Below are 23040 nucleotides of genomic sequence, written 5' to 3' on the forward strand. Positions count from 1 at the left end.
CGGGACCAGCCATGACCACGAGCCGACCCCTGACCGCCGCACCGCACCTGATCGAGCTGGCCATCGGCGGGATGACCTGCGCGTCCTGCGCCGCCCGGATCGAGAAGAAGCTCAACCGGATGGACGGCGTGCAGGCCACCGTCAACTACGCCACCGAGAAGGCGACAGTCTCCTACGCCGCCCCGGTCACCGCGGACGACCTCGTCGCCACCGTCGAGAAGACCGGTTACCGGGCCACCCTGCCGCCACCGCCCACCCCGGCCGCACCGGCGGCGGGCGCCGAACCACCGGACCCGCTGCCCGCCCTGCGTACCCGGTTGTGGGTGTCGGTGGCGCTGAGCGTGCCGGTGATCGCGCTGGCCATGGTGCCGGCCTGGCAGTTCACCTACTGGCAGTGGCTGTCACTGACCCTGGCCGCCCCGGTGGTGGCCTACGGCGGGCTGCCCTTCCACCGGGCCGCGCTTGTCAACCTGCGCCACGGTGCCGCGACCATGGACACCCTGGTGTCGCTTGGCACCCTGGCCGCCCTGGGGTGGTCGGTGTGGGCACTGTTCCTCGGCACCGCCGGCACCCCGGGAATGACCCATCCGTTCAGCTTCGACATCGGCCGCACCGACGGCGCCGGCAACATCTATCTGGAGGCGGCCGCCGGGGTGACCACCTTCATCCTCGCCGGCCGCTACTTCGAGGCGCGGGCGAAGCGGACCGCCGGAGCGGCCCTGCGGGCCCTGCTGGAACTGGGCGCCCGGGACGTATCCGTACTGCGGGACGGGGTGGAGACCCGGATCCCGGTCGACCAGCTCGCGGTCGGGGACCGCTTCGTGGTGCGACCCGGCGAGAAGATCGCCACCGACGGAACCGTGGAGGAGGGCTCCTCGGCGGTCGACGCCAGCCTGGTCACCGGGGAGTCGGTGCCGGTCGAGGTGGGGACGGGCGACACCGTGATCGGCGGTTGCGTCAACGCGGGCGGCCGGCTGGTGGTCACCGCGACCCGGGTGGGTGCCGACACCCAGCTCGCCCAGATGGCCCGGCTCGTCGAGCAGGCGCAGAGCGGCAAGGCCGCCGCGCAGCGGCTCGCCGACCGCATCTCCGGGGTCTTCGTACCGATCGTGATCGCCCTGGCCGCCGGCACGTTGGGCTGGTGGCTGGGTACCGGTGCCGGACCGGCCGCGGCGTTCACCGCCGCCGTGGCGGTGCTGATCATCGCCTGCCCGTGTGCCCTCGGCCTGGCCACCCCGACCGCGCTGCTGGTCGGCACCGGCCGTGGCGCGCAACTCGGTGTCCTGATCAAGGGGCCCGAGGCACTGGAGTCCACCAGGCGGGTGGACACCGTGGTGCTCGACAAGACCGGCACCGTGACCACCGGACGGATGAGCCTGCTCGCGGTGACCCCTGCCGAGGGTGAGCGGCGTGACGAGGTGCTGCGGCTGGCCGCCGCCTTGGAGAGCGGCTCGGAGCACCCGGTGGCCCGGGCGGTGGTGGCCGGTGCCGTCGAGGTCGGCACGCTGCCGCCGGTCACGGGCTTCGCCAACGTGGCAGGGCTCGGCGTCACCGGCACCGTGGACGGCCGGCAGGTGCTGCTCGGTCGGGCCCGGCTGCTGCGCGAGCGGGGTCTGGTCGTACCCGACGACATCACCCGGGCCGTGACCGACGCGGAGGCGGCGGGGCGCACAGCCGTGCTGGTCGGCTGGGACGGTCAGGCCCGTGGCCTGCTCGCCGTGGCCGACCAGGTGAAGCCGACCAGCCGGGAGGCGGTACGGCGGCTGCGCGCGCTCGGCCTGAAGCCGGTGCTGCTCACCGGGGACAACGCCACAGTCGCCCGGGCGGTGGCCGCCGAGGTGGGTGTCGACGAGGTGATCGCGGAGGTGTTGCCGACGGAGAAGGTCGAGGTGGTCGCCCGGTTGCAGGGGGAGGGCCGGGTGGTGGCGATGGTGGGCGACGGGGTCAACGACGCCGCCGCGCTGGCCCGGGCGGACCTCGGCCTGGCGATGGGCACCGGCACCGATGTGGCGATCGAGGCGTCCGACCTGACTCTCGTCCGGGACGACCTGCTGGCCGCGGTCGACGCGATCCGGCTGGCCCGCAGCACGCTCGGCACCATCAAGGGCAACCTGTTCTGGGCCTTCGCCTACAACGTGGCGGCCCTGCCGCTGGCGGCTGCCGGGCTGCTGAACCCGATGATCGCCGGCGCGGCGATGGCGTTCTCGTCGGTGTTCGTGGTGGCCAACAGTCTCCGACTGCGTCGGTTCCGCCCGGTTTCTTGAACTTTTCCGGTTGGCCGCAGCCCGGCTGGGTACCTGACTACCCGTAGCGACACGAACCCCGGGAGGCTGACATGGGCGTCGAGGACAAGTTCAACAACACCACCGAGAACACCGGCGGCAAGATCAAGGAAGGCGTGGGTCGGGCCACCGACGACGAGCGCCTGGAGGCTGAGGGCCGTGGCGACCAGGCCAGCGCCAACCTCAAGCAGGCCGGCGAGAAGATCAAGGACGCCTTCCGCAAGTAGTTCCGTACGCGACGCGACCGCCGGGTCGGCTCACGCCGGCCCGGCGGTTCGTGTGCGGGTGCTCAGGCGCCCAGCGGTCGGCCGGCGGTGAGCCGCAGGGTGAAACCGTCGGCGCCCCGGTGGAAGGTGACGTGGTTGCACGACTGGTGGGTGATCCACAGGCCCAGCCCGCCCGGCGCCCCGTTCACCGACGGCAGCAACCCGGCGTACGGATCCTCCGGGCCGGTGCCGGCGTCACTGACGGTGGCCACCATGCGCTCCGCACCCGCCCACAGCCGGAACCGGACCGGGGGACTGCCGTGCCGCAGCCCGTTTGTGACGATCTCGCTGACAGCGACGACGAAGTCGTCGAACTCGTCATCCCGTAGCCCTCCCTGGCCGGCCTGGTGCACCGCCGCACGGGCCTGCGCCGCGGTCGGGCCGAGCAGATCGACAAGGGGCGGGATCAGCTGGATCGGGTCGGGGGGCATCGGGCGTACCTGGCGCAGGAAGGTCTCCGGTGCGACGTAGTCGGCACTCGGCACGTGCCGCCCGTCGGGTGCGGCGAAGCACGGATGGGTGGCGGCGACGTCCGCCAGCACCCCCGGTGCGGTGGTCCGGGTGTCGTACGCGCACATGCTCCACAACGGCCAGTCGTCGTACGCGCGGTTTATCGCCGACTCGTACCGGGCCCACCAGTCCCAGGTGGGGCCGAGACCGACCGCCGGCACCTCGCCGATGATCCGGATCTGGGTGGCGCCGTCGGCGACCAGATCGGCGAGGAGCTGGCGGTACATCCGAATGGCGGCGGTGGGCCGGCCGTAGACGTCGCCGCCCGACAGGAACTCGACCTTCGTGTCGGCGGGCAGCGCGGCGCGGACCAGGTTGCCGGTGCGCTCACCGAGCGCCACGAAGGTGGGCTCGTCGGCCTCGGCGCCACCGACCAGGAACGGCACCACGACGGCGAGCAGTTCCTCGTCCGAGCCGTAACAGACAGCCTCGTGGAAGTAGCCGGTGCGCCCGGCGGCCGGACCAGTCCTCACCGGGCCACCTCCACCCGCAGGGCGGGTAGATCCAGCAGGTTGGCGAGCCGGGCCACCCCGGAGCGGGCGGCCCGCAGCACGACTGTCGCGTGCCGGTCCCGGGCGTACTCGCTGAGATGGATGAGCGCCCGGTGGTCGAGGAAGCGGAGCCCGTCGGCGTCCAGCACCAGCTCGTGGTCGACAGGTTGCAGATCCGCGCGGTCCAGCGCGGTGCGGAACAGGTCGTGGTTGGACGGGTCGAGCTCCCCGGCGAGGGCGGCCTGCCCCTGACGCGGCGGTACGGCGTACAACCGGAACAGCAGGTGGCCGAGGTTGTGCTCGGGGTGCAGGCAGGCCAGCTCGGCGACCGCCGCTTCGCCGAGCTGCGAGCGGTCGTACGCGCACATGGCCCGGAACGCCTCGGTCCGCATCATCTCGTTCACCCGCTGCTCGTAACGGGCGAACGCGGCGCGTTGGGCGGCCGTGCGGACCAGTTCGGTGGCGTCGGCCGCCACCCGCAGGCCGGTGTACCCGTCGGCCACCGCGTCCCGGCTGGCCCTGCGGTAGGCCGCCACCTGGCTCGCCGGATCGATCACCGCCATGCTTGTGTACGCGCCGTCCAGGGAGCGGACCTGAGCGGCGCCCGTCAGCAGCGCGTCGGCGAAGTCCCGGACACCGAGCAGGTGGTCCCGGACCGGCTCGGCGGGGCCGGAGACGACGAGCCAGACCCGCTCACCGGCCGCCAGCCCGGCGCGCAGGAACTCCACGGCATGCGTCATGAACCCGGCCGGATCGTCGTACGCCCAGCACAGGTGCCAGTACCGCGGTGGCTGCTCAGTCACTACGGCACTCCGCTCGCTCACCACAGGTGCCCCATCAGTGCAGTCTACGGCGTCATTCGCGGCCGGCCCGATACGCAGGTCCTTCGATTGTCTACCCGTGCGGGAACCAACCGGCGGGTACGGCCGACCAATACGGCGATGACAGCCGTGACCGACGACATCAGCGGGTACGCGATCGCCGCGGGCCGGGGCGACCAAGCCGCCGCGGCGGCGTTCGTGCGGGGCACCCAGCACGACGTACGCCGGTTCCTGACCCACCTGCCGGGGGTGCGGGAGGTCGACGACCTGGTCCAGGAGACGTATCTGCGGGCCTGGCGGGCGCTACCGTCGTTCGCCGGCCGCTCCACGGCACGGACCTGGCTGCTCGCCATCGCCCGCCGGGTCGCGGTGGACCAGGTACGTGCCGCCACCTGCCGGCCACGGAGCGCGAACCTCGGCGACTGGCAGGCCGCCGCGGAGAGCACACCGGCCGGAGTGCGGGCCGGGGTGGACGAGCAGGTGGTGCTCCGTGGCCTGCTCGACGGTCTCGCACCCGAGCGCCGGGAGGCGTTCGTGGCCACCCAGCTGCTCGGCCTGTCGTACGCCGAGGCCGCGCAGGTGTGTGACGTACCGGTCGGCACCATCCGGTCCCGGGTGGCCCGGGCCCGCGAGGACCTGGTCGCCGCGATCCGGTCGGCGGAACACCCGACCGACCGGCCCGGCGCCGCCGGCTGAGGTGTTCCCCGGCGTCGTCAGGCGACCCGCCGCCGGTCGCGGTGCCGGTCGGCACCGCGACCGGCCCGGACGGGGCCGTGGTGGGCGTGCGCGGCGGTGCCGTGGGCCTGGGCCGAGTACGGCGGCAGCAGCCGCAGCGGGGCGGGCTCATCGACCTCGTCGAGGCGCAGCCGCCAGCGGGACCGTTCCGGCTGGTGCCGGTCGCTCGGGTCGCCGGGCTGTCGGGAGCTTCGCGCCAGCAGCACGGTGATCAGGTAGCCGACCACCAGAAACGCGTGGCTCACCAGCCGTTCCACCGCGACCTGCGAGGCGACGAGGTCGTTGACCGACAGCAGCACCAGGGTGACCACGAAGGCGCCGAGCATCGGCAGCAGCCCCGACGGCGAGGTGCGGCGCAACGCGACGAAGAGGAAGCCGGCACCCACCGCGACGTTCCAGGCAGCGGACTCGTGCCACAGGTGCTGACCGGTGGAGTGGAGGTGCTCGGCGACCTCGGCCCGGCCGATCTGCGCCAACCCGAGCACCAACTGCACGGCGCCGAGCAGACCCAGCGCGGCGCGCAGCCCGTTGACCAGGGCAGGCCGCCCGGTGGTCGTCGGCCACCAGCGCCGCGGGACCGCCGTGGCGACGAGCGTGCGCCAGTGCCGGCGCGGCGGCGGGGCCGCGGCGAGGATCGTCTCGGTCAGGTCCGGCAGCGAGGTGACCACCTGGGTACGCGCCCGGCGGGTCACCCTCGCCGCCGAGTCGAGCCAGGCCCGGCAGCCGGTGCAGGTGTCCAGGTGTACTCCGACCCGACGCTGCTCGTCCGCCGTGACCTCACCGTCCAACTGTGCCGACAGGATTTCCCGCCACTGCTCACACCGCATGTACCCATAGTCGCTCCCCGGGCCGGCATGGTTCCCGCCCGGGACCGGCGGAACCGGTCGACGCCGAGGTCAGGAGCCACCCCGACCGGCCCAGGCGTGCAGTGCCTCCCGGTCGCCCGCGCCGTCGAGGTTCAGTGCCGCCTCGATGAGCGCGAGATGGGTGAACGCCTGCGGGTAGTTGCCAAGCGCGGTGCCGTCGGCGGCGAGCTGTTCGGAGTACAGGCCGAGCGGGCCGGCGTACCCGAGTAGCTGAGCGAAGACCTCGTGGGCCTCGTCCCGCCGGCCGGCCAGCACCAGCGCCGAGACCAGCTCGAAGGAGCAGAGCAGGAACGCGCCCTCCTCACCGGGCAGGCCGTCGTCGGTGTTGTAGCGACGCAGCAGGGCAGGACCGATCTCCAGCTCCGTGCGCAACCGGTCGATGGTGGCCAGCATCCGGGGGTCGTCACCGGGCAGGAACCCGACAAGTGGGATACGCAGCAGGGAGGCGTCCAGCTCGGTGGAGCCGTACTCCATCACGAAGCTGCCCACCTGCGGGTCGAAGCCGCGTTCCAGGACCTCGGCGTGCACCGCGTCGCGGGCCGTTCGCCAACGCTCGACGTCCGCCGACCGGTCGCCGAGCAATTCCGCCAGGCGGATGCCCCGGTCCAGGCACACCCAGGTCATCACCTTCGCGTTGACGTAGTGCCGGCGTGGTCCGCGTACCTCCCAGATGCCGTGGTCGGGCTCGTGCCACCGGTCGGCCATCACGTCGACGTGCCGGTGCAGCAGTGCCCACTGATCCTCGGTCAGCTCGCCGGTGAGCTGGTGGTACGCCAACGCGGCGTCAAGAATGTGCCCGTACGTGTCGAACTGCACCTGTTCGGCGGCCTCGTTGCCGATCCGCACCGGCTGCGACCCGGCGTACCCCTCCAGGTGCGGCAACTCCCGTTCCTCGGCGGTGGTGCCGTGGATGCTCACCAGCGGGGTGAGCAGCTCGTCCGAGCAGATCGAGATCAGGAAGTGCAGGTACCGCCGGCCCTCCTCGGCGTGGCCGAGCCGGAAGAGCGCGAGCAGCAGCAGGGCCGCGTCCCGGTGCCAGGCATAGCGGTAGTCCCAGTTGCGTACCCCGCCGATCTCCTCGGGCAGGCTGGTGGTGGGGGCGGCGATCAGCGCACCCGTCTCGTCGAAGGAGAGTCCGCGCAGCACCAGGGCGCTGTGCCGGACGGCGTCGGCACCGAAACCGGTGTAGTCGCTGCGCGCCGACCACGTCTCCCAGGTCCGGCAGGTGCGTCGCAACAGTTCGTCCGGGTCACCGGGCTCGGCCGGGTCGTCGCCGTAGCCGAGCAGCAGTGCGGTGGTCTGGCCGGCGGACAGCTCCGCGGTGAACCGCAGGGTGCCGTCGGCCACCTCGCCGGGCAGGTCGCAGTCGACGCGAAGCGGAGTGTCGGCGGCCCGCCAACGTCCGTCAACCGCGTCCCAGGTCACCTCCCTGGCGCCGTACCCGATCCGGGGTCGCACCCCGATGTCCAGCCGGACCGTGCCCTGCTCAACCGTGACCCGTCGTACCAGCAGCTTGTTCGCGCGCAGCGGCTGTTCGTCGTCGCCGGGCGCGACCGCGAGGAAATCGTGGACGAGCGCGGTGCCGTCGGGAGTGGTGTACCGGCTCTCCAGCACCAGGGTGCCCGGCAGGTAACGCCTGCTCGGCTCGGCGCAACCGGCCACCGTGAGGTCGAGGGCGCCGCCGGTGCGGCGGTCCAGCAGCCGGGCCAGCACGGCGTCGCCGGCGAAGTGGGGCACGCAGAGCCATTCGACAGCTCCGTCGGCAGCGACGAGCGCGGCGGTGTGGGTGTCGGAGAGGAAGGCGTACGAGTCGATCGGGGGATAGGTCATCGCAGCTCCGGAAGGACGTTGGTGCCGAAGTGGTCGAGGAAGGCGGCCTGGTCCCGCCCGACGTGGTGCAGGTAGAACTCGTCGACGCCCAGCTCGGCGTACTCGCGCAGCCACTGGACGTGGCGGCCGGGATCGGCGGCGACCAGCACGTGCTCGCGCATGTCCTCGGGACGTACGTAGGCGGTGGCCTCCGCCAGGTCGTCCGGCATGGCGAGGTCCCAGCCGGCGTCGCTGCCGAGGATCGCGGTGCGCCACTGCGTGTGCGCCTGCCGCAGAGCGGCGTCCTCGTCGTCCGCCCAGGACACGTGCACCTGGAGCAGCACCGGGCCACCGCCACCGGCGTCCCGGTAGGCCCCGATCACCTCACGTACCTTCGGCAGGGGTTGGTTGATGGTGATCAGGCCGTCGGCCCAGGCGGCCGCCCAACCGGCGGTGGCCGGGGTGACGGCCGCGCCGTACAGCGGCGGCGGTTCCGCCGGCCGGGTCCACAGCACCGCCCGGTCCACGGTGACCAGCCCGCGGTGGCTGACACACTCACCGGCGAAGAGCGCCCGGATCACCTCGACACACTCGCGGAGGCGGGCGTTGCGTTCCGTCTTGCTCGGCCAGCGTTCACCGGTGATGTGCTCGTTCAGCGCCTGCCCACTGCCGAGGGCGAGCCAGAAGCGGCCGGGGAACATCTCCGACAAGGTCGCGGCGGCCTGCGCCACGACCGCCGGGTGGTAGCGCTGTCCGGGCGCGTTCACCACACCGAGCGGCAGCTCGGTGCCGGCCAGCGCCGCGCCCAGCCAGGACCAGGCGAAGCCCGACTCGCCCTGCTCCGGGCCGAACGGCGCGAAGTGGTCGGAACACATCGCCCGGTCGAATCCGGCGTCCCGGGCCAGGGCGACCAGCCGCAGCAGCTCGCTCGGCCGGAACTGCTCGTGGGAGGCGTGGAAGCCGTACCTCGGCATGTCAACGGCCCGGCAGGCTGCCGAGCAGGACGGCCCGCGCCGACCGCTGGGTGAGGCCCTCGGCGACGCTGCCCAACAGGCGGTCGCCGATCCCGTGTCCGTGCCGACCGACCACCAGCAGGTCCACGTCCCGGTCGTCGGCGACCGCCAGCAACGCGTCGACGGGGTGACCGGTGACGATCGCGGTGGTGGGCCGGGGCAGCCCTTCGGGCAGCCCGGCGGCCCGTTCGTCGACCATGCGGCGGGCCCGCTCGTGTTCCCGTCGGGACTCGGCGTCGGACAGGTCGGGACTGGTCACGGTGACCAGGACGAGTTCACTCGTGCTTCCGGTGAGGGTGCGGGCGATGGCCCGCAGCGCCCGATCCGAGTGCGCGGAGCCGTCCACCCCGACCAGCACGCGCAGCCCGGTGCCGACCGGCTCGGACGGCCGGTGGCGTACGTCCACCAGCTGCGGACGGGCCCGGCCCCGCTCGACGGCGATCGGCACGAACAGCGGCCCGAGCAGCGCACCCACCAGATACCAGAGCAGGCTGCGGTGCCCGCCACGGGTGACGAAGACCGCCGCCGTGCCGAGACCGACGGCCAGCCACAGCACTGCCACCAGTAGCACGTACCACCACTCAGACACGGCGTACCCCGCCGTCGGGTGTGGTCCTCAACGCGGAAATGACGGGTTCGGCCATGCCTATGACTACCCCTCCAGCCCGGGGGTAAGCGCACGGTTCGTCCGTCACGAGGAGGTTGCAGGGTGTCCGGTCCGTTCGTGAACTGGTCCGGCAGTCTCACCTTCACCCCGTCCGGCTACGCGGAGCCAGGAAACGAACACGAGGTGCGGGAACTAGTGTCAAGGGCTCGCGAGTCGGGCACCACGCTGCGACCGGTCGGCTCGGGCCACTCGTCGAGCCCGCTGGTACGTACCGACGGCACCCTGGTCAGCCTGCACCGGATGGCCGGCGTGATCGACAAGGCCGGCGACCGGGCCACGGTCCAGGGCGGGAGCCGACTCAAAGAGCTGGGCGAGGGCCTCTACGACGCCGGGCTGGCGATGGAGAACCTGGGCGACGTGGACTACCAGTCCATCGCGGGTGCCACCGCCACCGGTACCCACGGCACCGGCCTCGGCTTCGGCAACCTGTCCACGCAGGTGTCGGAGGTGCGGCTGGTGACGGGCACCGGCGAGGTGCTGGACGTCTCCGCGACCAGCAACAGCGACCTGCTGCCCGCCGCCCGCCTCTCCCTCGGTGTGCTGGGTGTGGTCACCCAGCTCACCCTTGAGCTGGAGCCTCGCTACGACCTGCGCCGGCGGGCCTGGTGTGCGCCAATCGAGTGGACCCTCGATCATCTGGCCGAGTTGCAGCACACCAACCGCAACATGGATTTCTACTGGTACCCGCGCAGCGACCTGACCCAGATCCGCACCATGAACCGGGCGGACGACGCACCCGGACCGCCGCCGGGGGCGAACCGGATGTCCGGACCGGGCGGGTGGCACGAGCCCAGGGATCTGGAGGTCGGGCCGACCCACCGCACCATCCCGCGGAACCGGGAGCTGCGCTTCGAGGAGATCGAATACATGCTCCCGTCGGAGGCGTTCCCGGCCTGCTTCGCGGAGGTGCGTCGACGGATCCTCACCCGGCACCGGCGCACCGTGGGCTGGCGGGTGCTGGTGCGCAGCATCGCCGCCGACGACATCTGGCTCAGCAACGCGTACGGTCGCCCGACCACCACCATCGCCTGCCTGCAGAACGCCTCGTTGCCGTACGAGGAGTACTTCCGGGACATGGAGGCTGTCTTCCGGCAGTACGGCGGACGGCCGCACTGGGGCAAGAAGCACTGGCTGACGGCCAGCGACCTGCGCCCGCTCTTTCCCCGATGGGACGACTTTCAGGCGGCGCGCCGCCGCCTCGACCCGGACGGGGTGTTCCTCACCCCCGACCTGGCCCGGCTGCTGGAGGAGGCGTGATGGCGCAGGTGTGGGCGGTGCCGGGAGGGCACGTCCCGTTCGGCGGCAGCGGCGGTGAGCCGGAGTTCACCAGTTTCGACATGCTGTGCGTGCTGAACACCACCGATTCCGAGGCGGAGGTGACGCTCACCTTCTACTACGAGGACGCCGAACCGGTCGGGCCGTACCGGTTCGCCGTCGGTGCCCGACGGATCCGGCACGTACGGGTCAACGACCTGATCGATCCGGAGGCGGTCCGCCTCGACCGCCCGTACGGCTGCGTGCTCGGCTCGCCGGTGCCGGTGGTGGTGCAGTTCCTGCGGCAGGACACCCGGTTGCCGGGCACTGTGGCCCTCACCGGCACGATGGCCCACCCCGTCGGATAGTGCGGGACACCACCGCAGCTTGAGGCGGCTCACACCGGGTATCTCGGGCCCATGCCGAACTCGGTGGCAGGGCTCCGGGGACGAGTCTCGGCCGCCGGCTGGAGCAGCTACGGCCGGCTGCGACAGCATCTGCTGCTGGCCGTCCAGGGTGGCCTGGCGGCGTCGCTGGCCTGGTTGGTCGCCGAACAGGTGCTCGGCAACCCGGACCCGACCTTCGCACCGATCGCCGCGGTGGGTGTCATCGCCACCGCGATCGGGCGGCGGGCCCGCCGTGCCGTCGAACTGATCGTCGGCGTGATCGTCGGTGTGCTGATCGGCGACCTGCTCGTCGACACCATCGGCACCGGCGCCTGGCAGACGTTCGTGATCGTGTTCGGCGCTCTGCTCGTCGCGGTGGCGGTGCGGGGCACCGGTGCCCTGGTGACCCAGGCCGGCGGTGCGGCGGCGCTGATCGCCACTCTCACCCCCACCACGCCGGACGTCGTCCTGCCCCGGACGGTCAACGCCCTGGTCGGCGGCGCGACCGGGCTGCTGGTGGTGCTGGTGCTCGCCCCGATGAACCCGACCCGCAGCGTGCGCCGGGTCGCCGGGCCGGCACTTGACATCTTCGCCCGGCAGCTGACGTCGGCCGCGGCGGCGCTGGCCCGCCGGGACGCGCGTCAGGCGACGGAGGTGCTGGACGAGATGCGGTCCGCCGAGGGGCAGCTACGGCAGGTCGGTGATGTGGTGACCGCGGCCGAGGAGGTGGTCCGGTACTCGCCCCTGCGGTGGCGGCGACGCCGGGCGCTGGCCGCGTACGGCGCCGGGGCCGAGCACCTGGACCGGGCGTTCCGCAACAGCCGGACGCTGGTCCGTCGGATCGGTACGGCGTTGCGCGACCAGGAGCCGGTGCCGGCCAGCCTGTCCACCGCCGTCGAACAAATCGGTCAGAGCGTCCGCCTGATGCACGAGGAGTTTCTGTCGACGCGGGAGCCGGTGCGGACCCGGGAGCGGGTGCTGCGGGCCGTCCACGATGCCGGTACGGCGTGCCGGCAGGAGATCGGCTTCTCCGGCACCATCGTCGTGTCCCAGCTCCGGACCATCGCCAACGACATGCTGCGGGCCACCGGCGTGCCCGGCGACGAGGCCCGCCGGCTGGTCCGGCGGGCCGCCGCCGGCCACTGACTCACCCCAGCAGGTCGCGGCGCCGGTGGCCGAAGCGTCCGAGAGCGGCGGCGACGACCGCGATCCCGACCATGACCAGCGACGCGGTCCAGCCGGGTGACTCGGCCGGAACGGCCGCCAGATGGGTGAACGGTGAGATCACGGACACCCATCCGGGTAGGTCGGCGCTGTCGGCGAGCACCTGGAGCAGGAAGCCGCCGACCGCGGGTGACGCACCGACGGCAGCGGTGGCCCGGGGCAGCCAACCGAGCGCGAGCAGCCCGGCGCCGAGGCAGAGCAGCACCACCGGCAGCACGTTCCAGGTGCCGGCCAGGGCGGCGGGCAGCGGCAGCGGGGCGTTCACCAGATAGGTGCCGAGCCAGGTCGCCATGGCCGCCACGGTGAGGAGTGCGGCCACCCCGGCGAGGGTGGCAAGCGTCTCGGCGGTCAGCAGCCGGCTGCGGCTGACCGGCTGCGCGTACAGCGACGTCAACCGGCCGTCCGTCTCGGCGGCCACGAACTCGGCGAGCCGGACCACGACGAAGATTCCGACCGGCACAGCGAGCAGGACGAACAGGGACGAGGTGTAGCCGCGTACGCTGCCCAGCTCGGTGAAGCCGGCCTGCCCGGCCAACTCGGCGAAGCGCGGGTTGTCCGACAGGAAGCGGGTCATCGACGACGCCAGCAGACCGATGAGCAGGAAGTACGCGCCGATGCCGGCGGACCAGCCGGCCAGCGGGCGCAACATCCGGCGTACCGCGAATTCCTCGACCGTGCCGAGCAGCCACCTTCGGGGCTGACGACCGGTCGGTGCGGCGACCAGCCCGGCCCGCACGTCCCGTCGCCGGGCCAGCACCAGCGCCGCCGCACCGGGCACGACCGCCGCACCGGCGAGCACGAGCAGCGGCAGCAGCCGATCCTCGTGGTACGGGCGGGTGAGGGCGAGCAGGCCGTACGGCGACAGCCAGCGCAGCCAGCCCAGCGCGGCGACGCCGTCGCCGACCATCCGGGCCAGCAGCCCGACGCCGAGCACGGCCAGGGCCAGTCCACTCGCACCGGCACGGGTCGGCATCACCTGCGCGCTCAACAGCGCTGTCGACACGGCGAAGAGCGCGACGAGCGCGAGGCCGCCGGAGTACCGCACCGCCCCGGCCGGTGGCGTACCGGCAGCGACGAGCACGACACCTGTCGCGGCCCCGGCGCTCACCACGGCGACACACAGGACGGCGAGGTGCCGGCCGAGCACTGCCGGCACCGCCAACCGGCCGGCCAGCAGGAGGTCCCACCGGCCGCTCTCCTCCTCGCCCCGGGTGATCCGGGCCGTGGCGAGCACCCCCCACACCGAGAGCAGGACGGCAAGTACGGTGCCGGTCCGCCAGACGGTGAAACCACCCGGGGTGTCCAGCGCGAACGGTTCGCCGAAGAGAGTACGGACCGCCGGGTTCTCGGCGAGGGCGGCCAGCGCGGCAGCGTCGAGCGCGGTGCCGGCAGTGGCCTCGTACCCGGCGACCACGATGGCTGTGGTGCCGGCCGCCAACCCGGACATGCCGAGCGCGCCCCGGCGGACCTGGCGCAGGGCGAGCCGGGTGACGGCGGCCCCGGCGGTGCCGCCGTCAACTGATCCGGTGGTGCTCACCGGCCGCTCTCCCCGTAGTAGTCGAGGAAGATCTCTTCCAACGTCGGCTCGCGCATGGTCAGGGTGGTGACGTCGGCCGCCGCGAGCGCCCGCAGCGCCGGACCGGGTGGACCGGTGAGGGCGAACCGCAGGGCGGCGCCGTCGACCTGAACGCCGTCGATTCCCTCGACGCCGGTCAGCTCCGGCGCCGGGCCGGCGAACCGCACCAGCACCTCGGTGCGGTGCAGTCGACGCAGCTCGGTGATGGTGGCGACGTCGACGAGGCGCCCGGCGCGCAGGATGCCCACCCGGTCGCAGACGGCCTCCACCTCGGCCAGCTGGTGGGAGGAGAGGAACACCGTGCTGCCGGCGTCGCTGGCCTCGACCACGGCGCGGCGGAACTCGCGCTCCATCAGCGGGTCCAGGCCGGCGGTCGGCTCGTCGAGGACGAGCAGCGGTGCCCGGGTGGCGAAGGCGGCGACAAGTGCCACCTTCTGCCGGTTACCGGTCGAGTAGGCCCGACCCGGCTTCGACAGGTCGAGCGCGAACCGCGCCACCAGTTCGTCGCGGTAGGCGACGTCGACGCCCGGCCCGGTCGCGCCGAGCAGCTCCAGGATCTCCGCGCCGGTCAGCTGCGGCCAGAGCGTCACATCTGCCGGAACGTACGCGATCCGCTGGTGTGCTGTGGCCACATCGGCGGCGGGGGTTCCGAAGATCCACGCCTGGCCGGCGGTCGGCCGGGCCAGACCGAGCAGCAGCCGGATGGTGGTGGACTTGCCGGCACCGTTGGGGCCGAGAAAACCGAACACCTCACCGGCGGTGACGGTCAGGTCGAGGTCGTCGAGGGCGAGCAGGGGACCGTACCGCTTGGTCAGGTGGTCGGTGCGGATGGCGGGGTGCACGGCAGCCTCCGGAAAGTTGGGGACACGACCGCCGACCAGGCTTCCCGGCACACCAGGCTCACCCTAGCGATGGCCGGCAACAGCGGGAAGTAGCCGTTGGGGCGGTGCCGGACGCTCAGGTGACCAGCACGGCGGTCATCACCGCGTACGTGCCGAGCAGCACGATCCCCTCGAAACCGAGGCGCCCCCACCCGCACGCCTGCCGGACCAGGAGACCACCGAGCAGGGCCGCGGTCATGAACAGCGCGGTGGCGGTGACGAAGAGTTCCTGCGTACCGGCGGCGTGATAGATCGACCCGCCCCGGTAGGCGATGTCGCCGATGACGAGGTTGAGCGCGTCCAGACTGTTGCCACCGAGGACGGCGGCGATCGCCAGGGTGGGCGCACCACGCCGGACGGCGGCCACGGCGGTCACCGTCTCCGGCAGCGCGTTGACCGCGCCCATCAGGCTCGCACCGACGAAACCCGCGCTGAGGCCGGTGACCAGGAGGAGGCTCTCGGCGGCGAGCGCGATGACCCACCCGCCGGCGGCGACGAGCAGGCCGACGAGGGCGAACCGGCGCCACAACCAGGCGGCGCGTCGACGGTCCAGGTCGCCGTGCTCGTGGGGGACGTCCGGCAGTGTCTCGGTGGTGGCGACGGCCTGCCAGGGTGGGCTGGCACCGGCCCGGCGGATCAGGTGCAGGCCGCCGAGGTAGCAGCCGACAAGCGCGTACGAGACGGGATGCAGGCCGGCCACGGTGGCACCCGGTGCGAAGCTGCCCAGCAGGGCGAGCGACAGCAGCGCGATGAGCAGCGCACCGAAGAGCAGGTTCGACAGCGACGCCGCCGCGTGTTCCAGGTTGGCCCGCCGATGGAAGGCGTCGGCCACGGCCACCGCTGTGGTCTGCGCGGCGATGCCGCCAACCGCGTTTCCGTAACCGAGCTGGGGCTGAGCGCCGGCCGCCGTGACCGCCGTCATCACGATCCCGGACAGCGAGGTGGCCAGCCCGAAGAAGACCGCCCCGAACAGTGCCTCACCCCAGCCCGTTCGGTCGGCGAGGGTGTCGCCCAGCGCGACCAGCCGGACGCTGCCGAGCACGGTGACCGTCCCGGCGAGCAGGAACAGGCCGATGCTCCAGCTCAGCGGCCACGGAGGCGTCAGGATGTCCGCCACCGGCCGGGCATTCCCGCAAAGCCGGGTCCGAACCCGTCGGGTGCCGACAGGTTGACCGACGCGTCACGACCGCGGTGCGGAACCGGCCCCGCTCACCGGCCCGCTCGCCGCGCTGCTCAACCCGCCGACTGGACGAGGACGGGTGGGGATTCCTCACCGGTGTCGGCGGGTGGTGTCGCTCGCGGCAGGGCCGTCGGGGTGTCCGGGTGCGGCCGGATCGCGGCCGGCTGTTCCGGGTCGCCGGTCTCGCCCCGCCAGTGGGCCAGCCGGCCGGCTCGGGCGACGGCGCGCAGCCGGCGTTCCGTACGGTCCCGGACGTGTGGCGTGGTGACCACGAGCAACTGATCACCGTGACGTAGCCGGGTGTCCGGCTCGGGTACGAAGGCGGTGCCGTCGCGGACCACGAGGGTGATCGCGGCCGGCGGAGGCAGCCGCAGCTCGCGGATGTGCACGCCGTGCATCCGGGAGTCGGGCTCGACGGTGAGGTGCAGCAGGTCCGCGTCGATGGCATCCAGCGGCGCGGACTCGACCTGGAGGTCCGGGCCGATCCCGGTCGAGCTGAGCCGCAGGCGTTTGGCCAGCCACGGCAAGGTCGGCGCCTGGACCAGAGTGAAGGCCACGACCAGCACGAACACGATGTTGAACAACTGCTCGCTGCCACCGACCCCGGCCACGACGGGGATGGTGGCCAGCACGATGGGCACGGCACCACGCAGCCCGGCCCAGGACAGCAGCACCTGTTCGCGGAGTGGAATCTGGAACGGCAACAGGGTGACCAGCACCGACAACGGCCGGGCGAGCAGCAGCAGCACCAGACCGACGGTGAGGGCGGGCAGGATCGCGGCGGGCAGTTCGCTCGGATTCGCCAGCAGGCCGAGCATCACGAACAGGCCGATCTGCGCGATCCAGCCGAGGCCCTCGGCCACCGACACGGTGGCCCGGCGGTGGGCCAGCCGGGCGTTGCCCAGGATCAACGCGGCAAGGTACGCGGCGAGGAAGCCGCTGGCCTGGGCGAGCCCGGCGGCGGCGAAGGCGAAGATGCCGCAGGAGAAGGTGGCGATCGGATAGAGGCCCGAGGCGGGCAGGGTGAGCCGGCGCAGGAACCACACTCCGGCGGTGCCGATCGCGACGCCGACCGCCCCACCGACGCCGAGCTGGTAGATCATCTGGACCAGCAGTTCCAGCGGGCTTGTCGCGGTGAGCCCGGTGGCGCTGAAGGCGAGCACCAGGATGACCGTGGGCGCGTCGTTCAGCCCCGACTCGGCCTCCACCAGCCCGGCCAGCCGTCGGGGCAACGGCAGGGTGCGCAGCACCGAGAAGACCGCCGCCGCGTCGGTGGAGGACACCACCGCGCCCAGCAGCAGGGCCAACTGCCACGAGACGTCGAGCAGCAGGTGGGCACCGAGGGCGGTGACCCCGACGCTGATCAGCACGCCGGCGGTGGCGAGCGCGGTCGCCGGCGTCAGCACCGGTCGGATGTCGGAGAACCGGGTGGTCAGGCCCCCCTCGACCAGGATCACCGCGAGCGCCGCCGTGCCCAGGGCCTGCGCCAGCGCGGCATCGTCGAAGCGCAGGCCGAGTCCGCTCTCGCCGAGCAGCAGCCCGATGCCGAGGTACGCCAGCAGCATCGGTACGCCGACCCGGGTGGCGACCCGCGCGGCGGTGATGCTGACCAGCACGGTCGCCGCCGCAGCGATCATCAGCAGATAGACCTGTTGCAGGGTCATCCCGGAATCCGTCCCAGCCGCCGTCGACCCATGCTTCGCTCCCTCAACGCTCGCGCCCGGTTCGGGTACAACGCCGGCACCCGCCCCCACGGGCCGCACAGCCGTCACCGCCCGGCTCTGCCGGCCGGGTGGCGACGCGTGCCGCGGTGTGTCCCCCCGCTCACGTTACCGGGCGGGCAGCCGCCGAATGCTCAGCGTGACGGTGAATTGCTGCCCGGGACGATCTGCCGAGCGCCCACCGGGGAGCGGTGGCCCGGCTGCGCGATCATGGCCCGGTCACGGGTCGACAGAGGAGACGGGAGCCGGCTCATGAGCGGCGGAACAGCCCAGCGGACCGATCGACTTGAGTCATGGGAGCGGGTCAGCGCCGCGCCGCTCACCGTGCTGTCCGTCGTGTTCCTTGCGGTGTACGCGATACCGATTCTCAATCCGGACCTGAGCCCGGGGTGGCGGGCCGCGTGCGTCGCCACGACGATCGTCGTCTGGTTGCTGTTCTGGGCCGACATCATCGTGCGGCTGTGGCTGGCCACCGACCGCCGGAGGTTCCTCCGGGAGCACCTGTTCGACCTGGTCGTGCTGACGCTTCCGATGCTGCGCCCACTGCGCGCCGTACGCCTGGTCATGGTGGTGCTGACCATCAACCGCCGCACCGAGTCGTGGGCCCGTGGCCGGCTGGCAGCCTACGTCGCCGCCACCACGGCGTTGCTGGTGCTGGTATCCGCGCTGGCCGTGCTGGACGCCGAACGACTCGCGCCGGACGCTACCATCACCTCCTTCGATGACGCGTTGTGGTGGTCGACGGTCACCATCACCACCGTCGGTTACGGCGACTACTACCCGGTGACCGCCACGGGACGATTCGTCGCACTCGGCCTGATGATCGGTGGGATCGGCCTTATCGGTTTCGTCACAGGTTCGCTGGCAACCTGGATCGTCGAGCGGGTCTCGGCAGCCGCCGACCGGCCGGCGGCTGCCACCAGCGACGACGTGGCGGCCCTGCGCGCCGAGATCGCAGCCCTGCGCCGGCGTCTCGACCCCGATCCGGCCGAACAGACCGCCACCTGATCGTCGACACCTGTGCGGTGTCCAAAACGTCTCACCGGATCACCGCCTAGCCGGGGCGTGATCAGGCGTTCCGGCCTGCTGGACGGAGTTCGTCCCGGAAGATGGTGGGCGCGGCGTCCGGCCGGCCGCCGGGGCTGAGGCGGCGAACCCGGGCCGGCGGCGCGGGTCCGGTTCTCTGATCGTCGGCGGGGTGACGGTGACGCTCGAACAGTCGGCTGGGACGTCGCGGTCCGACGAACACCACGGCATGTCGGCCCACGAGGTGGTGCTGCTGCTGGAGACGGATCCGCAGCGCGGTCTGAGCGACGCGGAGGCCGCCCGGCGGCTGGCCCGCTACGGCCCGAACGTGCTGCCCGCCGCCGGTGGTGGCGGCCTGCTGCGTCGGATCCTCCGGCAGTTCCACAACCCGCTCATCTACGTGCTGATCGCGGCCGGCGTGGTCACCGCTGTTCTCGGGGAGTACGTCGACTCCGCAGTCATCTTCGCGGTGGTGCTGATCAACGCCGCGATCGGGTACGCCCAGGAGTCGCGAGCCGAGGCGGCGCTGGACAGTCTGCGTTCGATGGTGCGGACCGAGGCGCGCGTGATTCGCGACGGTGAGCTGCGGGCGATCTCCTCCGATGACCTGGTCCCCGGTGACCTGGTGGTGCTGGAGGCGGGCGACAAGGTGCCGGTGGACCTGCGCCTGGTCCGGCTGGCCGAGCTGCGGGTCGACGAGTCGGCGCTGACGGGTGAGTCGGTCCCGGTGGACAAGTTGGAGGCGGAGCTGCCGGTGGGCACGCCGGTCGCCGACCGGCGCAACATGGTCTGGTCGGGCACGCTGATCGCGGCGGGCGGCGGTGCCGGCATCGCGGTGGCCACCGGAGCCGAGACGGAACTCGGGCAGATCCACCGTCTGGTCGGCGCGGCGGAGGCGCTGGCCACGCCGCTGACCCGCAAGCTGGCCCGATTCAGCAAGGTGCTGACCGTGATCATCCTGGTGCTGGCGGCGGTGACCTTCGCGGTCGGCCTGCTCCGTGGCCAGGACGCGGTCGAGACGTTCACCGCGGCCGTGGCGCTCGCCGTCGGTGCGATACCCGAAGGGCTGCCGGCGGCGGTCACGATCACCCTGGCCATCGGGGTGACCCGGATGGCCCGGCGGCGGGCGGTGATCCGTCGTCTGCCGGCGATCGAGACGTTGGGCAGCACGACTGTCGTCTGCTCCGACAAGACCGGGACGCTCACCGAGAACCAGATGACCGTGCGGGCGGTGTGGACCCCCGACGCCGGGTTCGAGGTGACCGGCTCCGGCTACCGGCCGGAAGGGGAGGTCCGCGACGACGGCCGGGGCGGTGAGGCGTTGCGCTGGACCCTGCTGGCCGGCGCCGGGTGCAACGACGCGCGGGTACGCGAGCAGGACGGCGAGTGGCTGCTGGCCGGCGACCCGACCGAGGGCGCCATGCAGGTGGTCGCGGCCAAGGTGGGGATCGACCACGGCCGGCTGTCGGCCGACTATCCGCGCCGGGACACCATCCCGTTCGACTCGAAGCGGCAGTACATGGCGACGTTGCACGACGAGCGGGCCACGAGCCGGACGGTGATCCTGGCCAAAGGCGGCGTCGAGCGGATCGTGTCGATGTGTCGGGGCGAGATGGGCGCCGACGGGGAGATCCGCCCGCTCCGCGCCGACGCCGCGTTGCGGGCGGCCGAGGAACTGGCCGGTCGCGGGCTGCGGGTGCTCGCCACCGCCGTACGGCCACCGGACGGCCCGGACGACGGGTTCGACGAGGTCGCGCTGCCCGGCACCCTGGTCCTCACCGGGTTGCAGGCGATGCTCGACCCACCCCGCAGCGCCGCCGCCCCGGCGGTCCGGGCGTGCCACACGGCGGGTATCGACGTCAAGATGATCACGGGGGATCATGCGGCGACGGCCGGTGCCATCGCTGGTCAGCTCGGGCTGCTCGACGCGGAACGGCCGGACCGGGTGGTCACCGGCACGGATCTCGAAGAGTTGCCCGCCGAGGGGTTCGCCGAGGCGGTCGATCGGGCCACCGTCTTCGCCCGGGTCTCCCCGGAACAGAAACTCCGGCTGGTCGAGACGCTCCAGCAACGCGGCCACGTGGTCGCGGTGACCGGCGACGGGGTCAACGACGCGCCCGCGTTGCGGCAGGCGAACATCGGCATCGCCATGGCCCGCTCCGGCACCGAGGTGGCGAAGGAAGCTGCCGACATGGTCCTCACCGACGACGACTTCGCCACCATCGAGGCGGCGGTGGAGGAGGGTCGCGGGGTCTTCGACAACATCACCAAGTTCATCGTCTGGACGCTGCCGACGAACCTCGGCGAAGGGCTGGTGGTGCTTGTCGCCATCGTGCTGGGTGCCACCCTGCCGCTGCTGCCCACCCAGATCCTCTGGATCAACATGACCACCGCCGTCCTGCTCGGGCTGATGCTCGCCTTCGAGCCGAAGGAGCGCGGCATCATGCGAAGGCCGCCCCGTGACCCGGCCCGGCCCTTGCTGACCCGTGCTCTGGTGGTGCGGATCCTGTTGGTGGCCGCGTTGCTGGTGGCCGGCGCCTGGTGGGTGTTCCGGTGGGAGTACGCGAACGGCGCTGACGTCGCCCAGGCACGTACCGCCGCACTGAACGTCTTCGTCGTGGTCGAGACGTTCTACCTGTTCAGCTGCCGGTCGTTGACCCGCTCGGCCTGGCGGATCGGCTTCTTCACCAACCGCCTGCTGTTGCTCGGCGTCGCCGCGCAGGCGCTCTGCCAGCTCGCCATCACATACCTGCCACCGATGAACGCGATCTTCGGCACCGCGCCGATCGGGCCCGACGTGTGGTTGCGCATCCTGGCCGTTGGAGCGGCCTCCGCCGTCGTGGTCGCCGTCGACAAGCGGCTGCGCCGCGACCTCGGCTGAGCGGCCCCGGCCGGGCACGCCGACGAGCCCCGGTCACAGCGAGAGGACGGCGTGCGCGACGGCGAAGTAGATGATCAGGCCGGTGGCGTCGACCAGGGTGGTCACCATCGGTGCCGACACCACGGCCGGGTCGATGCGCAGCCGTTTGGCCAGCAGCGGCATGGTGGCACCGACGGTGGCGGCCCAGGCGCAGATCACCACCAGGGAGATCCCGACGACGAGGGCGATCTGCCCGCCGACGACCACCGCGCCGACCACCAGACCGACAAGCGCGAGCATCGTCCCGAGCAGCAGACCGACCCGGGACTCGCGCCAGATGACCGCCGGCAGGTCCGAGCCGCGCAGCTCGCCGAGGGCGAGGGCGCGTACGGCGGAGGTGGTGGCCTGTGCCCCGGCGTTACCCCCGGTTCCCACGAGCAGCGGGATGAACAGGGCCAGTGCGGTGACCTGCGCCAGGGTGGTCTCGAAGACCTGCAGGACGTTTACGGTGAGTACCGAGGCGATGATGAGCAGCAGCAGCCAGGGCGCCCGGGAGCGGGCCAGCCGCCACACACTCACCGCCATGTAGTGACCGGGCCACGGCGCGGTACCGGCCTGACGGGCCACGTCCTCGGTGTCCGCGGCCTCGATGATCTCGACGGCGTCGTCGATGGTGAGCAGACCCACGAGCCGGTCCTCGCTGTCGACCACCGGCAGCGCCAGCGTGTTGGTCTCCCGCATCAGCCGCGCGGCGTGCTCGGCCACGTCCGTGGCGCGTACCCGTGGCACGTCGGCGTCGACCAGTTCGGCCACCTCCGCGTCGGCGGGACTGAGCACCAGGTCGCGCAGCTCCACCACGCCGACCAGGCAACGGCCCGTGTCCACCACCGGCAGCACGTACACCGTCTCTGCGGCGGCCCCCTTCTGGCGTACCACCTCAAGGGCCTCGGCGGCGGTGAGCTGCCGGGGCAGCGCGACCGTCTCCGGTGTCATGATCTGCCCGACCGATCCCGCCGGGTAGCCCAGCAGCTCGGCGGTCATCTGCCGTTCGTGCGGGGACAGCCCGGCCAGCACCCGCTTGGCGACCTTTGCCGGTGCCTCGGTGAGCATCCGCGCCCGGTCGTCAGGGTCCATCCCCTCGACCAGGTCGTGGAACGTCAGATCGCGCAGGCCCATCAGGATGCTCTGCTGGTCGACCGGTTCCAGCTCCTCGAAGACGGCAAGCGCGCGGTCCTTGTCCAGCAGCCGGAACGGCACCCCGGCGGCCACGCCGTCCAGTCGGGCGAGCGCGTCGGCGATCTCGTGCGGCGGGTGGTCGTCGAGCCACCGGCGGATCAGCTCCAGGTCGTTGCGCTCGACGAGCTGCTGCAACGTCGCGGTCATCCGATCACCTCCACCGGCGGCGCCGTCGTCGTCGGGAACCGGATCACGGCCGGCTGGATGATCCGAACCTACCCGCCGTGCCCCCTGGG

19 protein-coding genes are annotated in these 23040 nt (G+C 72.4%); 8 read left to right on the forward strand and 11 right to left on the reverse strand.

The genetic code is table 11. The annotated features are described in order from the left end of the window. Positions 1–11: 11 nt before the first annotated feature. Both AB0I71_RS01460 and AB0I71_RS01465 read left to right on the forward strand, forming a co-directional pair. Positions 12–2264: a heavy metal translocating P-type ATPase gene (locus AB0I71_RS01460; protein WP_357581268.1), complete on the forward strand. Its 2253-nt coding sequence runs from the start codon at positions 12–14 to the stop codon at positions 2262–2264. A 71-nt stretch (positions 2265–2335) separates the two neighbouring features. Then, positions 2336–2509, forward strand: a complete 174-nt coding sequence (locus AB0I71_RS01465; protein ID WP_357581269.1) for a CsbD family protein — start codon at positions 2336–2338, stop codon at positions 2507–2509. A gap of 62 nt (positions 2510–2571) precedes the next feature. On the opposite strand, the gene AB0I71_RS01470 is transcribed toward AB0I71_RS01465, so the two are convergent. Next, entirely contained in the window at positions 2572–3531 is a 960-nt protein-coding gene (locus tag AB0I71_RS01470; RefSeq protein WP_357581270.1) for an anti-sigma factor RsbA family regulatory protein, read from the reverse strand. Beyond that, complete coding sequence (locus AB0I71_RS01475) at positions 3528–4352, reverse strand: MEDS domain-containing protein (protein WP_357581271.1); 825 nt, start codon at positions 4350–4352, stop codon at positions 3528–3530. The genes AB0I71_RS01470 and AB0I71_RS01475 overlap by 4 nt, the downstream gene beginning before the upstream one ends. Positions 4353–4490: 138 nt before the next feature. Between AB0I71_RS01475 and AB0I71_RS01480 the strand changes: the two genes are divergently transcribed. Continuing rightward, complete coding sequence (locus AB0I71_RS01480; RefSeq protein ID WP_357581272.1) at positions 4491–5066, forward strand: sigma-70 family RNA polymerase sigma factor; 576 nt, start codon at positions 4491–4493, stop codon at positions 5064–5066. A gap of 17 nt (positions 5067–5083) precedes the next feature. Here the strand turns inward: AB0I71_RS01480 and AB0I71_RS01485 are convergent, their stop codons facing one another. The 4 genes from AB0I71_RS01485 to AB0I71_RS01500 form a co-directional block, all read right to left on the reverse strand. After that, positions 5084–5932: a zf-HC2 domain-containing protein gene (locus AB0I71_RS01485; protein WP_357581273.1), complete on the reverse strand. Its 849-nt coding sequence runs from the start codon at positions 5930–5932 to the stop codon at positions 5084–5086. A 69-nt stretch (positions 5933–6001) separates the two neighbouring features. Then, positions 6002–7801, reverse strand: a complete 1800-nt coding sequence (locus AB0I71_RS01490) for a glycoside hydrolase family 15 protein (protein WP_357581274.1) — start codon at positions 7799–7801, stop codon at positions 6002–6004. Continuing rightward, a complete protein-coding gene (locus AB0I71_RS01495; RefSeq protein ID WP_357581275.1) occupies positions 7798–8754 on the reverse strand; it encodes a TIGR03885 family FMN-dependent LLM class oxidoreductase in 957 nt (318 codons plus the stop codon). Before AB0I71_RS01495 ends, AB0I71_RS01490 begins: the two co-directional genes overlap by 4 nt. A 1-nt stretch (position 8755) precedes the next feature. Continuing rightward, on the reverse strand, positions 8756–9382 hold the full coding sequence (locus AB0I71_RS01500) for a universal stress protein (RefSeq protein WP_357581276.1): 627 nt from the start codon (positions 9380–9382) through the stop codon (positions 8756–8758). 120 nt (positions 9383–9502) lie between these two features. Here AB0I71_RS01500 and AB0I71_RS01505 point away from each other — a divergent pair, with 120 nt between their 5' ends. Genes AB0I71_RS01505 through AB0I71_RS01515 form a run of 3 tightly spaced genes read left to right on the forward strand, consistent with a single transcriptional unit; the run spans position 9503 to position 12246 of the window. Further along, positions 9503–10717: a D-arabinono-1,4-lactone oxidase gene (locus AB0I71_RS01505; protein ID WP_357581277.1), complete on the forward strand. Its 1215-nt coding sequence runs from the start codon at positions 9503–9505 to the stop codon at positions 10715–10717. Next, complete coding sequence (locus AB0I71_RS01510) at positions 10717–11082, forward strand: sensory rhodopsin transducer (RefSeq protein ID WP_357581278.1); 366 nt, start codon at positions 10717–10719, stop codon at positions 11080–11082. The genes AB0I71_RS01505 and AB0I71_RS01510 overlap by 1 nt, the downstream gene beginning before the upstream one ends. 51 nt (positions 11083–11133) lie before the next feature. After that, on the forward strand, positions 11134–12246 hold the full coding sequence (locus AB0I71_RS01515; RefSeq protein WP_357581279.1) for an FUSC family protein: 1113 nt from the start codon (positions 11134–11136) through the stop codon (positions 12244–12246). A 1-nt stretch (position 12247) separates the two neighbouring features. Here the strand turns inward: AB0I71_RS01515 and AB0I71_RS01520 are convergent, their stop codons facing one another. From AB0I71_RS01520 to AB0I71_RS01535, 4 genes are all read right to left on the reverse strand, one after another. Next, positions 12248–13861 (reverse strand): hypothetical protein, encoded by a 1614-nt coding sequence (locus AB0I71_RS01520; RefSeq protein ID WP_357581280.1) that lies wholly within the window; start codon positions 13859–13861, stop codon positions 12248–12250. After that, positions 13858–14793 carry an ABC transporter ATP-binding protein gene (locus AB0I71_RS01525; protein ID WP_357581281.1) on the reverse strand — a complete coding sequence of 312 codons (936 nt, stop codon included), beginning with the start codon at positions 14791–14793 and terminating at the stop codon, positions 13858–13860. Before AB0I71_RS01525 ends, AB0I71_RS01520 begins: the two co-directional genes overlap by 4 nt. A gap of 64 nt (positions 14794–14857) precedes the next feature. After that, complete coding sequence (locus AB0I71_RS01530; RefSeq protein ID WP_357581282.1) at positions 14858–15898, reverse strand: cation transporter; 1041 nt, start codon at positions 15896–15898, stop codon at positions 14858–14860. 116 nt (positions 15899–16014) lie between these two features. Further along, a complete protein-coding gene (locus AB0I71_RS01535; RefSeq protein WP_357581283.1) occupies positions 16015–17625 on the reverse strand; it encodes a potassium/proton antiporter in 1611 nt (536 codons plus the stop codon). Between the two features lie 309 nt (positions 17626–17934). Between AB0I71_RS01535 and AB0I71_RS01540 the strand changes: the two genes are divergently transcribed. After that, positions 17935–18690 carry an ion channel gene (locus AB0I71_RS01540; RefSeq protein WP_357581284.1) on the forward strand — a complete coding sequence of 252 codons (756 nt, stop codon included), beginning with the start codon at positions 17935–17937 and terminating at the stop codon, positions 18688–18690. A 247-nt stretch (positions 18691–18937) separates the two neighbouring features. Beyond that, positions 18938–21589 carry an HAD-IC family P-type ATPase gene (locus AB0I71_RS01545; protein ID WP_357581608.1) on the forward strand — a complete coding sequence of 884 codons (2652 nt, stop codon included), beginning with the start codon at positions 18938–18940 and terminating at the stop codon, positions 21587–21589. A 33-nt stretch (positions 21590–21622) separates the two neighbouring features. Here the strand turns inward: AB0I71_RS01545 and mgtE are convergent, their stop codons facing one another. Then, positions 21623–22951, reverse strand: coding sequence for a magnesium transporter (gene mgtE / locus AB0I71_RS01550; RefSeq protein WP_357581285.1), 1329 nt, complete (start codon positions 22949–22951; stop codon positions 21623–21625). Positions 22952–23040: the final 89 nt, after the last annotated feature.

Source organism: Micromonospora sp. NPDC049891 (genome assembly GCF_040660295.1).
GTDB lineage: Bacteria > Actinomycetota > Actinomycetes > Mycobacteriales > Micromonosporaceae > Micromonospora.